A 14,703-nucleotide genomic window follows, 5' to 3' on the forward strand; every position below is an offset into this window, starting at 1 on the left:
GTAAAGGTGTGTTCAATCATTTATTTAAATAAGATAAGGAGGTGAAACAGCAAATAATGAAATAGTTTACTAATTAAAGAATAAATTAAAAACCAAGGACACTCCCATAGCGCCTTGGTTTTTCTTTATCTGTGCAAAAAATACTAAACCTTCAGCTACCTGACCTGATAAATAGCAAAACTTAACGGGGGAACGGTTAATGTTCCATCGACAAACTCATTATTTTTAAAGGCTGGGTATATTTTTTCGCCATTTTTGAGGGTAAAGCCTAACGCTACAGACTTTTCTGTTTTTGCTGTATTAAAGACAATAATGATTTCTTCTTCGTCTTTTAATGTACGAGATACCGCAAAAATCCCCGGCTTATTATCAGCATTTATGAATTTTTGTTCGCCAAACCTAAGTGCTGGGTATTGATAATAGATATCCGCATACTCAGCAAATGTCTTATAAAATAGATGATTTTCATCAAAGTTGTCATCAGCGGTTGTTTTAATATTTGCGAGTAAATCATCATCGTTGTAGCTGTCTACCAAGGAAGGCATCATGTCTTGGCGAGAGTCTTTATCTCCGCCATCACCAACAAAACCTTGCTCGTCGCCATAATAGACAATTGGCACGCCACGCAGAAAGTAAACCATCGCATGGGCTAGCAAGGTGCGTTGAATAATTTCTGCTTCGCTATAGTTGAAATCACTACTTTTCAACATGCCTGAAAAACGTCCCATGTCATGGTTACCGGTAAAGTTAAGCAACTGATTGGCATTACTGTCACTGTCATTATAGTAAGCATCACTCTCGAACACCTCAACAAGTTTATGTGTTCCTTGCTGTTTAATAAGGGTGTCTTGTAAAGCAAATTGTAAGGAAAAATCAAGTACAGACTGCATTTTACCTACAGTGGTATAAGCACTTAATTCTTTAACATCGCCACTATATACTTCACCAAACATAAAAAATTCTGGAATACCAATCGCTTTTGCGTGGTCAACAAGCGCAGGGGCAAAATCTGCCCAAAACTCTATATTGACGTGCTTTACGGTATCAATTCTAAAACCATCAGGTTTAAATTCACTGATGACATTTTTGAATATTTCGGTCATGCCTGTAACCACTTCAGGTGAGTTAGTATCAATATCATCTAAGCCACTAAAGTCGCCATATATCGAGTTTTCTCCTTCATAGGTTGTATCTCCTTGGTTGTGATAATATTTTTTATCATTTAACCAAGCGGGTGATTTAAGGTTTTCTTGGCCTTTAGGAATAACGGCTTGATAAGTATCACCCGCTGCCACTTGAGCAAGTGTTTTATATAAACAGCCATCATTTTCTTTCATCAAATACTGTAAGCCATCTTCGCCGTGACATTCAACATACTTAATAACGTCAGCGGTGTGGTTAGTAATAATGTCAAAAAATACTTTTATATTCTCTTTATGTGCAGCGTTAATGAAACGTTTTAAATCTTCATTACTGCCCAAATGTGGGTCAATTTCATTAAAGTCCAAGATCCAGTAACCATGATAACCCGAAGAATCACCTTGCATGGCCTGATTACGCATAATAGGTGTTAACCAAATAGCGCTAATCCCCATACCTTTCAAATAAGGCAGTTTAGCCTGCAAACCTTGAATGTCACCGCCGTGATACATGCCTTTGTCGGCTTTATCAAAACCACCAGCAGATATTATGTCGGTCTTAGAACCTTGGTCATTATCGGTGTTGCCATTATAAAAACGGTCGGGCATAACAAAGTAAAAAACTTCATCTTGTATATTTCTATTTAAATAAGGAGCTAAATCGTCAGCATTTTTAAGTGGTAAGGCTTTTGCCTCACTTAAGCTGGCTGATTTTTCTATGTGAATTGGCTTAGTTTCATTACAAGCGCTAAGAAATAGGCCACTTAAGATAAGTAGCGCAATCTTTGATTTTTTTAATGTGAATGTACTATTTGTTATTATCATTATATTCTCATCCATTATTGTGTTCATTAAAATCGACATTATGACTAATATTAGCTTTTTGGTCTGGCTTTTTGCATCGCTTGTGCAAGCAATTTAACAGAATCTTTTTGCCAAAACTCAGTCATAGTTACCGGTAATTTTTGACGCCAGTTAGGGTGTTCATCGATAGTGCCGGGAATGTTAACTTGTTCAACAATCTCTAAGGTGTCTTCTAATGGAATAAGTTGGATATGGCTGTGTGCTTTCGCCATATATTTCTGGACGGCAATTGATAATTCAGTATTGATTATTGCCGGACTTTGTTGCGGCGCTTTTGTTACATCGATAACGTCTAAGTCTGCTAATGCTGCAACTAACAAGCTACGGTCTTGTATACGAGCTTGGCGTTCTTGTTGGCCCATTTCGTCTGATGGATATAGATTCAATGCTTGTCGCCAATGTAAATCACGTCCAGTCCACCAACCGGTAAGGGTAGGTAAATCGTGTGTTGACACTGTTACCATAGATTGGGCTGGATACAACTCCGGGCGTTTAAATAAACCCGACTCCCAACGCTCAAAAAATAGCACCTTGTATGATAGTAAACCTGCGGCGGCCATTATTTCACTAAAGCCATCGGGCACCGTGCCTAAGTCTTCGCCGATAACCACACAGTCATTACGACGAGATTCAAGGGCAATAATGCGCAATATATCTTTAAATGGAAAGGTAATATAAACACCTTGATCGGCTTTCATGCCCGGCGCTACCCAATATTGACGCATTAAACCTAAAATATGATCAATACGTAAAGCACCTGCATATTGCATATTACTGCGCAGTGCCTTTATTAAGGGTAAATATCCTTGTTGCTGCAGTGCTACTGGGTTAATCGGCGTTAGCCCCCAATCTTGCCCTAAGGTATTCATAGCATCGGGTGGAGCACCAACCGCTGCACCAGACACATAAACATCTTTATCAGACCAAACATCAACGCCCGAGCCGTCACAACCAACCGCAAGGTCTAGATATAAACCAATCGGCATGCCAGCTTGTTCTGTTAATGCGGCAACATCAGTTAACTGGCGATGAGCTAGCCATTGCAAAAAAGCAAAGTAATCAAGACGTTTAGCATGCTGTTGTTGAAAAGCAGCGACTTGTGCTGAATGTGGTGATTGAAACTCACTCGGCCACATTTTCCAACCATAAGCATTAGAATCAATCATTCTAAAATACTCATATAAGGCGTCAAAGGTGGTTAACAGTAATAAATCATCGCCTTGCTCGGCTTTAAAGTCGCTGAACTCTTGGTAGGTCGCGCTTACATTCTGGTCATTATTCGCTTGAATGAAGTCTTCAAAGAGTAATTCAATAATTTCAAATTTAACATCAGCAACGCCAGGGTAATCGATAAGTTCAGTGTTACGGACGAAGTTAACTTTTGCTTGAAATTCATCACTGTTAAAGCGAAGTTGAGCGGCCTTGCAGCTTGAAAAGTTAGGTACCTGGGTAACATCAATATACAAACTATTGAGAAAACAACGGCTGGTCGGGGAATAAGGGCTGCGATGTGCGGGATTATTTTGATACAAGGGATGCAACGGATTTAAACCTATGGCGGCAGCGCCTTGCTCGGCAGAATTTTTAACCAGTGTTTTTAAATCACCAAAATCGCCCATTCCCCAATTACTTTCACTTTTGAGTGAATATAACTGCGCAGCATATCCCCACATTTTTTCTGGTGAGGCTTCCTGTGGGCTATAACAAGTTTTAGGCGCAAAAATCAAATGACAACTTGCTGTTTGTTGGCCATAACTCAGCTTAAGCTTATGATAACCTTGCGATAACAAAGGGAGTGTTAAGGCAAGCTTTCGATATTCTTTATCGGCAAGCTGATTTTTTTCTTGGAAAATTAACTCGCTAACCAACACTTCACCCGTTAAGATTTCGCTTTGCTCAGTAGTTATCTGCCAAGTAACTTTTAAACTTTCATCTACCGGTAGGCTAATAATAATAGTGTGACTGTGTTCTTCAAGCTTAGCAATATGGACGCCAGGCAACATTTTACGCCAGCTATCTTCTTGTAAGGCTGTAATACTGTTATTGATAGTATGGTTATTAGACAGGTCATAACCCATAGCACAAAGTAGGCTATGCCTAGCACTTTCGTTTGCCGGAACTTGGTGCCCATAACTATCAGTGTAACTTCTGTGAAAGCCAACTAGGTCGGCAAGTTTTTCTATCAAATTCATAAGTTTAATACTCTATTCTTTTTGAGTGGCTAAAGGAATACTTTTGCCAATGCTTGTGGTGATTTTGTTATCTACGATTCAACTACTTAACGCAGAACCGTATTGCTATTTGTCTTTTGGGCTATGTAAATACCGCAATACCACACAGCTATGTTCAGCAATAGTAATAGCGGGGTGTCTAATGTTTTTTGGCGATTTTTTGTCAGCGTAACTGTATTCTTGATTATCAACAGCGGTATCAATGAGCACTTGCCAGTAACCGTTAAGTACTGGCAATAAGAAGTTGATACTGCGCTGATGAGCATTAAAAATAATCAGTAGGGCATCGTCTTGCTGATGTTCAGGAGTAGATGAGCGTTCGGTATTGGCTAACATCATTGCAAAGCACTTGATGGATTGATCATGCCAATTGTCTTTAGTCATCGCTTTACCGTGACAATTTAACCAACTGATATCAGCTAAACCGGTATGTTCACTTACTTTTACACCGTGTTGATAATGTGTTCTGTTTAATAGCGGATGTGCTTTTCGCAGTGCAATTAATTTTTTAACAAAATCTGATTCTTGCTGTGCTTGTGGGCTTTGCCAATCTAGCCACGATATTTCATTATCTTGGCAGTAAGCATTATTGTTACCGCGCTGGCTATTATTGAGTTCATCGCCACTGAGTAACATCGGCGTGCCTTGAGCAATAAAGAGGGTGGTCAGTAAATTGCGTTTTTGCTGGCGGCGTAAAAGACTAATTCTACAATTGTCGGTTGGCCCTTCAGTCCCTAAATTATTACTAAAGTTACTGTTATGGCCGTCATGGTTTTGTTCGCCGTTCGCCTTGTTTTGCTTGTTATTGAAGCTCACTAAATCGGTTAAGGTAAAACCATCATGTGAAGTAATAAAATTAACACTGGCACTAGGTCGACGACTGGGCTGTTCAAAAATGTCACTTGAGCCGTGCAAACGTTTAGCAAACTCTGCAACTAAGCCTTGTTCACCTCGCCAGAAGCGTCGACAAGAGTCACGAAAACGATCGTTTAGCTCTAACCAGCTATTGGGAAAACGGCCTAGTTGATAGCCGCCATGACCGACATCCCAAGGTTCGGCAATAAGTTTAACTCTTGATAAGATAGGATCTTGTCTTATACTGGTAAAAAAGTGATTGTTGGCTTTAAAATCAGGTGCATCGCGCCCTAGTACTGGCGCTAAGTCGAAACGAAAACCGTCAACGCCCATGATTTCTACCCAGTAGCGCAAACTGTCAGTGATCAGTTGAATAACACGAGGGTGCTGCACATTAATGGTATTGCCGCACCCTGAAAAATTCTCATAATAGCGTTTGTCAGCTGGGTGTAAACGATAATAACTAGCATTGTCTATGCCTTTAAAGCTCAGCGTTTGACCAAGTTCATCACCTTCTGCCGTATGGTTATAAACCACATCAAGAATAACTTCGATACCTGCTTCATGGTAAGTTTCAACCATAGAACGAAACTCGCCAACCTCACCTGAGTGGCAGTAAGCGGCGTGCGGAACAAAAAATGAAATGGTGTTATAGCCCCAGTAATTAGTTAACCCTTTGTCTTGGACAAAGTCCTCATTAATAAACTGTTGCACGGGTAGCAGTTCAATACTGGTTACCCCTAAAGACTTTAAATACTGGCAAACCTTTTTATTAGCAAGACCCGCGAATGTTCCGCGTAGCTCAATGGGTACATCGGGATTTTGTTGGGTAAAGCCTTTAACATGTAATTCATAAAGAATGGTGTCACGGCGACGAACTTGTGGATGCGTTTGACTAAACAGTAATGGTGAAACAACCACACACTTTGGCATAGTCGCCGAATTATCCCGATTATCAACGGTTAAATCTTTTTGGGTGCTTTTTAGATCATAACTAAAATTAAGGTCGCTGCGGATAAAGCTACCGTGCAATTTTTTAGCATAGGGGTCTAACAATAATTTATTAGCATTAAAACGATGGCCATTATGAGGTTCAAAAGGACCATGTACGCGGTAGCCATATAAACAACCTTCTGCGATCCCTTCAACGAAACCATGCCAAACATCATCGGTAAACTCAGGTAATTCAATGCGCTGTAGTTCATATTTACCGTCACCTGAAAATAGACAAAGCTCTACTTTTGTTGCATGTGCAGAAAATAGGGCAAAGTTACAGCCCAGACCACTTTTAGCCAGTGAAGCACCCATCGGATACGAACGCCCCGAAGTTACTTTGTATGCAGTGTTAATTGCGCAAGTTGTCATTATTTACCCTCAAGTGGTAAACGTACATCTTTGAGGATAAACATCGCTGTCGCTAACGGGGGTACAGTAATGTCTATATAGTGTTGCTGACCTTGCCAGGCCAATTCTACACTCGGTAAAATACCTAGGTTCAAGGTGTTACTGCCGCCATAAATTTCAGCGTCCGAGTTAAGTAATTCGACGTACTCTCCCGATTTTGGTACCCCTAATTTAACGTTATGATGGGTTTGTGAGGTAAAGTTACATACCACGACAACCGCATTCTCTTGGGCGTCATTGCCAAAACGAATAAAGCTGTAAATTGATTGTTCGCTGTTTTGATGATCTAACCAACTAAAACCCTCGCTTTGGCAATCTTTTTCATAGAGTGCTGGCGTGTTGCAATAAACCTTATTTAACGCTTTAATCAGTCGCTGTACGCCACTGTGCCAGTGAACGTCAAGTTGATGCCAATCAAGTTCGTGGTCATGATCCCATTCTTTACCTTGGGCAAATTCACAGCCCATAAATAGTAGCTTTTTACCGGGATGTGCCCACATAAAACTGTAATAAGCGCGTATATTGGCAAACTGTTGCCAAGCATCATCGCCAGGCATCTTTTGTAAAATAGAGCCTTTACCATGAACGACTTCGTCATGACTAAGTGGCAGAATAAAGTTTTCATCAAAGGCATAAACTAGGCTAAAGCTAAGTTCGTTATGGTGATGGCAACGATGCACAGATTCACGCTGCATGTATTGTAAACTGTCGTTCATCCAGCCCATATTCCATTTATAACCAAAGCCTAAACCGCCATCATGGGTCGCGCGAGAAACACCCGGCCATGACGTAGACTCTTCGGCAACAGAAAATGTACCAGGGTATTGTTGATAGAGTTCTTCGTTAAAGCGTTTTAAAAAGTCGACAGCGGCTAAGTTTTCTCTGCCTCCGTGGATGTTAGGGATCCATTCATTTTCTTTGCGGCTGTAGTCGAGATAAAGCATCGAGGCAACTGCGTCAACGCGAATGCCATCAACATGGTATTTATCTAACCAATGCAGGGCACTTGCTCGCAAAAAATTAGCAACTTCAACACGCTCGTAATTATAAATATGGGTATTCCAGTCGGGGTGATATCCCTGTCTGGGGTCTTCATGCTCAAAAAGATGAGTACCATCGAAGGTCGCTAAACCGTGATCATCACTTGGAAAATGTCCCGGTACCCAATCAATCAATAAGCCTAAATTGGCTTGATGACAGGCATCAACAAAATACTGAAAGTCAGCTTCATTACCAAACCGAGCTGTTGGTGCAAATAAGCCAACCGGTTGATATCCCCATGAACCATCGAATGGAAATTCACTGACCGGCATTAGCTGAATATGGGTAAAACCCATTGATAAAGTGTAAGGAATAAGCTGGTCAGCTATCTGACGGTAATTTAAAAATTCGTTATTTTTATCTCGGCGCCAAGAGCCTAAATGGACTTCGTAAATTGAAATTGCAGCGTTTCTACTGTTACGTTTTTCACGTTTGGCTAACCAATCTTGGTCTTGCCAAAGGTAATTGTCTTTTGCACTGATAATTGACGCTGTGTCAGGTCGGTATTGGGCTTGGTTGCCATAAGGGTCGGCTTTAAATGGTAACGTGTTACCGTTTTTGTCTTTAATCGCATACTTATATTGTTGCCCAACTGACGCTTGTGGGATAAATATATTCCAATAGCCACTAGCGACATCGCCCAAGGTGATATTTTGCATGGCATGGCTACGTTCATCCCAGTGATTAAAGTCACCAAGCAAAGAAACATGACTGGCATTAGGTGCCCAAACAGCAAACGAAACACCCTGAATTTTTTGGCCATTAAGGGTTTTATTTTGCAGATGAGCGCCTAATTTCTCGTAAGGTTTTTGATGATTACCTTGTTGCAGCAAGTAAATATCAAGCTCCCCTAAGGTAGCTGAAAACTGATAGGGATCGTCAATTAACCATGATGCGTTTGCAGAGGTCAGCTTGAGTTTATAAGTGAATAATTTTTTACGACGTAGCTTAAGTGAGTAAAGTCCACTGTGATGAACTTTCACCAACTTACCTAATGATTTTATCTGTTCATTACTATTAAGTTGCGCTGATTTTTTATTAGGGGCTAAGGCCATTATCTCAACAGCGTCAATATCGTTAAGGTGAGGAAAATAGCAAGTGATCCGTAAATAACGAGTGTTTTGGTCAGCATTTAACCCTAAAACCTCGTAAGGTGTCTTATGGCAAGCGCTGACTAAAGCTTTGATGTCATTTACAGATAAACTCATATATTTTCCTCAGTTTTCTTAATAATTAATGCTTAAGCGCTCGGTGTTAAAAACCAAATGTTTTTCACATAGTCTTCAATCGAGCGATCAGAATTAAATTTACCCATCAACGCCGTATTTAAAATGGCCATTTTTGCCCAACGTTTTTTGTCTTGATAAGCGACACCTAAGTCTTGTTGAGCGTCACTGTAGCTTTCAAAATCAGCCAGCACTTTGTATGGATCGCCACCTTCAAGGAAACTTTGTTTAATCGAAGATAATTCTCCCATATGGCCTGGCGTAAAGTAGTCCGTGTCTAACCAGTCTAAACAGGCTTTGATTTCATTATTCGTTTCATAAAAGTGATAAGGGTTGTAGCCTTTGTTATCTAGGGCTTTAACTTCATCAACGGTTAAGCCAAAGATGAAAATATTGTCGTCGCCAACTTCTTCAGCTATTTCAATGTTTGCGCCATCTAAAGTCCCAATGGTTACGGCACCGTTGAGGGCGAGCTTCATATTGCCAGTACCAGAGGCTTCTTTACCTGCTGTTGATATTTGCTCTGAAACATCGGCTGCCGGAATTATTTTTTCGGCTAAACTGACCCGATAGTTAGGTAAAAACACCACTTTTAATTTGTCTTGAATGCGGGTGTCATTATTGATTTTTTCAGCAATTTTATTGGTTGCGTAAATAATTTCTTTGGCTAACTGATAGCCCGGCGCTGCTTTTGCACCAAAGATAAATACGCGTGGTTGCATAGGTAAGTCAGGATCAGCCAATAAACGGCGGTATAGCGCTAAGATATGCAATAAATTAAGGTGCTGGCGTTTGTATTCATGAAGTCGTTTAATTTGGACATCAAAAATGGCCTCTGGGCTGACATCTATACCGGTTAAGGTTTTAATTTCAGTGGTTAATGCCACTTTGTTTTGATGTTTAATTGCCATGAATTTCTTTTGGAAACTGGCATTATCAGCAAGGGTTGATAATGAAGATAAGCTGTTTAAGTTTTTAGCCCAGTCATCGTCAACGTGCTTTGATAGTAATTCAGACAGTAATGGGTTACATGATTTCAACCAACGTCTTGGGGTAATACCATTAGTTACATTGGTTAATTTCTCTGGCCAAAGTTGGTTGAATTCTGGGAATAGATCTTTTTTTACTAAGTCTGAATGGATTTGAGCAACACCGTTAACTTTATGTGAAGTAATGACACATAAATGTGCCATACGGACTTTACGTTGTTCACCTTCTTCAATAATTGAAAGGCGAGCGCGCATTGCCTCGTTGTTTGGCCACATCGCATTCACTTCATCATTCAAAAATGCTTCGTTGATACGATATAAAATAGTTAAATGGCGTGGTAGTACACGTTCAAATAATGAAACAGACCATTTTTCTAACGCTTCAGGTAACAGGGTATGGTTAGTATAAGAAAATACTTTACCGGCTAATTGCCAGGCGTTTTGCCATGAGAAGTCATACTCATCAAGTAATACGCGCATTAACTCTAAAATGGCAATGGTAGGGTGGGTATCGTTGAGTTGGATCGCTACTTTTTCAGCAAAGTTTGTACTACTTCCTTGGGTAAGTGGACCAAATTGCAGCTGATAACGACTAATAATGTCTTTAATTGAACAAGCACAGAAAAAGTACTGTTGAATAAAGCGTAATTCATTACCCGCATCGTGTTCGTCATTAGGATAAAGAACTTTAGATACTGTTTCAGCATTGACTTGATCGTGGTGCGCTTGTAGATAGTCACCCTGATTAAGGGTATCCCAGTCAAAGGCAGAGTCTGCGCGACATTCCCATAAGCGTAAAGCATTTACGGTTGACGAGTTATAGCCAACGATAGGAATATCCCAAGGAACTCCTTTGAGCATTTTTCCTGCACGCCAAACCGATGTTAAACTACCGTCGGCTTGTGCTTGTTGTTCAACATAACCATAAACGGGAATAAGCTGGGTAGATTCAGGACGGCAAATTTCCCAAGGACTACCAAACTCACGCCACATATCAGGCTGTTCTATTTGGTGTCCGTCTTTAAAACTTTGTTTGAATAAACCATGTTGGTAATGAATGCCGTAACCCATAGCGTTGTAATCAAGTGTCGCTAATGAATCAAGAAAACATGCGGCTAAACGGCCTAATCCACCATTACCTAGGGCTAAATCAGCCCCTTCTTCACATAAATCGGCTAAATCAAAACCAAGTGATTTAAGGGCCTTTTCGGTATTTTTATATAAATCTAAATTATGTAAGTTGTTAGAAAGTAGTCGCCCCATCAAATATTCAAGTGACAGGTAGTTAATACTTTTAGTCGCTGATTTTGCTTGTTGAACCTTACTTGCTTGCAGTTTATCAATAATAATTTCATTAAGCGCCATTGATGTCGCTTGCCAATAAGCCTGCTTGTTTTGTGGTGTATTTTTGTAGGCGTCTTCACAAATAACGCGATCACCTAAGGTACTGTTCAAATGGTGCTGAATGCGTTTTTTTAAGTCAGTGGCGGTAATATCAGCTGTGCTACTTTTTATTTTTTTATTTATCATAATAAATTTTTATCATCAAAAACCGTCTTGTTCGTTGCTGACGTTTTGATTTATTTCCTGTTTATTTAAAATCTGTGGCGTATATATAGGACTTTATTCATCCTTATTTTTTATTTGCATCAGTCGTACGAATTCTTTCCACAATAAATAACGTGATGATTAAATTATGCCGATGTTAGAAATTAGAGCAATAAACTACATACGTATGCATGATGGATTTATGCACTATTTGCCATGCATACGTATGCATTTTTGATGATTATTGGCGCTTGATGAAAAGTTCAGGGTGATGACTTACTCGCTACCTTTAAAATTTGATGGAAGTCGGCGTTTATCAGCTGAGTAATTTTTTGCTTTACTCTTAATAAGGTATACAAGGCTAGGGGGCTAAGTTAGTATCTAAGTAGTATATTTATTAATAAGTTATTGGTTAATTTAATGGTTAAAGCTAAAAATACTTCGTTTGATATTGCTTATCGTGCGGGCGTTTCTCAGTCAACAGTTTCAAGAGCACTACGTAATAGTCCGTTAGTAAATGAAGAAACACGGCTACGTGTTCAAGCCATTGCCAAAGAACTTAATTACAAAGTAGATAAAAACGCCAGCAGTTTACGTACTCAACGTAGTGGCACCATTGCCTTGCTATTGTTTGAAGACCCAACCAACGATGACTCATTAATCAATCCTTTTTTTATGTCAATGTTAGGCAGCATTACCCGAGCTTGTGGTAATAAGGGCTATGATTTATTAGTCTCTTTTCAGCAAATGAGCCACGATTGGCATGCTGACTTTGAAGATACCCGTAAAGCTGACGGGATAATATTGTTGGGTTATGGTGACTACACCGATTACGAAGAAAAGCTTGTTCAGTTAATAGAGCAAGAAACCCATTTCGTTCGTTGGGGGGCTGAAGTAAAAGACCTCGATGTTGTCTCTGTCGGTTGCGATAACTTCCAAGGAGGCTATCAACTCACCGAACATGTCATTAATAATAACCGCAAAAAATTTGCTTTTTTAGGCGGAGTTTCAACGGGCTCTCCTGAATTTTTAGATCGTTATTTAGGTCATTGTAAAGCGCAAACTGATCACGACTTAGTCGTTAATACCCAACTTCAATTTGACGCGATTTCTACCGAAGAATCTGGCCATAACGCTGCATTAAACCTTATTAAGGGTGGTGAAAGTTTTGATGCCATTATGGCGGCCAGTGATTTAATTGCCGTGGGTGCGATGCGCGCTTTGCAAGAACACAATATGCGCGTACCCGAAGATATAGCCGTGTTTGGTTTTGATGATATTCCGGTTGCTAGTTTTACTTTTCCGACCTTAACTACAGCTAAACAAGATACGATGTTAGCAGGGGAGTTATTAGTAGAAAAGCTTTTAGCACTAGTGAATGGCGAAGAAGCAAAAACAGAGTTGATGGCAACCACACTTGTGGTTCGTCAATCTTGTGGCAGTGGCAATTGATGTTTTATAGTGTTTATGTAGGTTAGTTTTTCACTAACAAATTTTAGGTAGAGCCCTAACCTACAAACAAAAGCGAGTAGAGGTTACTCGCTTTTTTCTTTGACAAAATAAACGGATACAGCACCAAGTACCATAGAGACACCCGCTAAGATAATAATATTTATTGCCTGGTTTTCAAAAACTGAATTTAATATCCAGCCAGCAAAAATTCCTGAGATAATTTGTGGCGCGGCAATGGTAAAGTTAAAAATCCCCATGTATACACCGGTTTTGTTGGCAGGTAATGCACCAGCAAGTATTGAGTATGGCATTGCTAAAATAGCAGCCCAAGCAATACCTACACCTATCATAGGAATAAATAAAGTAACCGCGCCTTGTGGCACCGTGATTTCAGTGATCAATAAATTGACTAAAGTTGGTTCAGGGTTATTGATAAACATAAAGCTTAAATAACCTAAGCCACCGGCGAGTAAGGAAAACGAGTAAACCGCTTTTCGGCCGAAGGTATTGGCAAGCTTGGCCAGCACAATTGAGAAAAAGGCCGCAAACAAAGAATACGCTGCAAACAAAATACCTACCCAGTCACCAGCTGCGCCTTTTGCCGCAGCGATATCATTGGGAATACCACCAACAGAGCTAATATAGGTAGGGTCAAACCACTTTACATCTATGCCCCAAACCTGTTGAGCAATGGCCGGCATGGTATAAACCCACATAATGAATAGAGAAAACCAAGAGAAAAACTGTACGAGTGCTAAACGCTTCATTACCTCGGGCATAGATTTCATTAGGCCAACGAAGTCAGTTAGTTTTTCAATTAACGACTTTTCAATGGCTTGTTCTTTGGCAACCTGTTCAGCATCCATTCCTTTGAACTCATAATATTCTTTAGGTGAATATTCTTTAGTTTTAAAAACTGTCCATAACACCGAACCTAATAAAACCGTGGCGCCGATATAAAATGCCCAAACAACGGATGGAGCAATACTACCTTGCTGTGAGGTGTTCTCTAAACCAACAACATTTGTAAGAACAAATGGCAATATAGAGCCGATAACGGCACCAATATTAATCAAAAAGGCTTGGATAGCGTAACCCTTGTTCATTTGATTATCGGGCACCATATCAGACACTAGCGCTCTAAAAGGTTGAAAAGCGATATTAAAAGATGCGTCCATAACCGCTAACATCATCGCACCAAAAATCATTGGTGTGATAACAGAGACAAATAACGGCGCGTTTGGCATTAATAACATACCGACAGTTGCGCATATGGCACCGATTAATATATAGGGGTTACGGCGACCAAACTTATTCCATGTTCTATCTGACGCTGCGCCGACGAGAGGCTGGATAAGTAAGCCCATAATAGGAGCGAGCAACCAAAATAAAGATAAAGAGTGCAGATCAGCACCCAAGTCTGAAAGTATTCGACTGACATTAGCGTTTTGTAAGGCAAAGCCAAATTGAACGCCCAAAAAGCCGAAGCTAACATTCCATATTTGCCAAAAACTGAGTTGAGGTTTGTTTTTCATTTATTATTTTTCTTATGAGAGTAACACACGATGAAGTTATATAATCACAACCAAAAAACTGACACAACAAATTACATACGTATTCAGCATGATATAAACAGGTAATATTATTATTTAAATACAGGTAAAGTTTTTGTGTAAATCGTCAATAATGGTAAATTATCGCTAAATAGCTGTTTTTTTCGCACACTTGCTGATTTATCGAACATAAAGAAGAAATAGTAAAATTAGTGCTTTACAAATGCTATTGCAGGTCTTAATATCTGCCCCGTCTTGAAGCAAGCAATTGTTTTAAGACATTCAGGTGAGATGGCTGAGTGGTCGAAAGCACTGGTCTTGAAAACCAGCAAGGGTTTATAGCCCTTCTAGAGTTCAAATCTCTATCTCACCGCCAAACAAAGAAAAACCGCTAATCGAAA

The 14,703-nt window shown here is 39.9% G+C and carries 7 protein-coding genes and 1 tRNA gene; 2 read left to right on the forward strand and 6 right to left on the reverse strand.

The annotated features are described in order from the left end of the window. Positions 1–155: 155 nt before the first annotated feature. From H4J62_RS11345 to H4J62_RS11365, 5 genes are all read right to left on the reverse strand, one after another. Positions 156–1,964, reverse strand: coding sequence for an alpha-amylase family glycosyl hydrolase (locus H4J62_RS11345; RefSeq protein WP_182217407.1), 1,809 nt, complete (start codon positions 1,962–1,964; stop codon positions 156–158). Between the two features lie 50 nt (positions 1,965–2,014). After that, entirely contained in the window at positions 2,015–4,195 is a 2,181-nt protein-coding gene (malQ, locus tag H4J62_RS11350) for a 4-alpha-glucanotransferase (protein ID WP_182172370.1), read from the reverse strand. Positions 4,196–4,300: 105 nt separating this feature from the next. Continuing rightward, entirely contained in the window at positions 4,301–6,454 is a 2,154-nt protein-coding gene (gene glgX / locus H4J62_RS11355) for a glycogen debranching protein GlgX (protein ID WP_070376836.1), read from the reverse strand. Beyond that, entirely contained in the window at positions 6,454–8,742 is a 2,289-nt protein-coding gene (gene glgB, locus H4J62_RS11360) for a 1,4-alpha-glucan branching protein GlgB (protein WP_182217409.1), read from the reverse strand. Before glgB ends, glgX begins: the two co-directional genes overlap by 1 nt. A 32-nt stretch (positions 8,743–8,774) precedes the next feature. Continuing rightward, positions 8,775–11,279 (reverse strand): glycogen/starch/alpha-glucan phosphorylase, encoded by a 2,505-nt coding sequence (locus tag H4J62_RS11365; RefSeq protein ID WP_182217411.1) that lies wholly within the window; start codon positions 11,277–11,279, stop codon positions 8,775–8,777. Positions 11,280–11,717: 438 nt separating this feature from the next. Here H4J62_RS11365 and H4J62_RS11370 point away from each other — a divergent pair, with 438 nt between their 5' ends. Then, the gene (locus H4J62_RS11370; protein WP_182217413.1) at positions 11,718–12,749 is read left to right on the forward strand and encodes a LacI family DNA-binding transcriptional regulator; all 1,032 of its coding nucleotides are present in this window, start codon (positions 11,718–11,720) and stop codon (positions 12,747–12,749) included. An 83-nt stretch (positions 12,750–12,832) separates the two neighbouring features. Here H4J62_RS11370 and H4J62_RS11375 read toward each other — a convergent pair whose 3' ends face one another. Then, positions 12,833–14,284, reverse strand: a complete 1,452-nt coding sequence (locus tag H4J62_RS11375) for an MFS transporter (RefSeq protein WP_182217415.1) — start codon at positions 14,282–14,284, stop codon at positions 12,833–12,835. A 303-nt stretch (positions 14,285–14,587) separates the two neighbouring features. Between H4J62_RS11375 and H4J62_RS11380 the strand changes: the two genes are divergently transcribed. After that, a tRNA-Ser gene (locus H4J62_RS11380) sits at positions 14,588–14,678 on the forward strand. The last annotated feature ends 25 nt before the right edge of the window (positions 14,679–14,703 follow it).

Source organism: Colwellia sp. BRX8-5 (assembly GCF_014077325.1).
Taxonomy (GTDB): domain Bacteria; phylum Pseudomonadota; class Gammaproteobacteria; order Enterobacterales; family Alteromonadaceae; genus Colwellia_A.

Bases quoted from the DNA above. Each gene is read 5' to 3' on its own strand.
- H4J62_RS11370 (WP_182217413.1), top strand. From the start codon at position 11,718: ATGGTTAAAGCTAAAAATACTTCGTTTGATATTGCTTATCGTGCGGGC.
- H4J62_RS11375 (WP_182217415.1), bottom strand. From the start codon at position 14,284: ATGAAAAACAAACCTCAACTCAGTTTTTGGCAAATATGGAATGTTAGC.
- malQ (WP_182172370.1), bottom strand. From the start codon at position 4,195: ATGAATTTGATAGAAAAACTTGCCGACCTAGTTGGCTTTCACAGAAGT.
- glgX (WP_070376836.1), bottom strand. From the start codon at position 6,454: ATGACAACTTGCGCAATTAACACTGCATACAAAGTAACTTCGGGGCGT.
- glgB (WP_182217409.1), bottom strand. From the start codon at position 8,742: ATGAGTTTATCTGTAAATGACATCAAAGCTTTAGTCAGCGCTTGCCAT.
- H4J62_RS11365 (WP_182217411.1), bottom strand. From the start codon at position 11,279: ATGATAAATAAAAAAATAAAAAGTAGCACAGCTGATATTACCGCCACT.
- H4J62_RS11345 (WP_182217407.1), bottom strand. From the start codon at position 1,964: ATGATAATAACAAATAGTACATTCACATTAAAAAAATCAAAGATTGCG.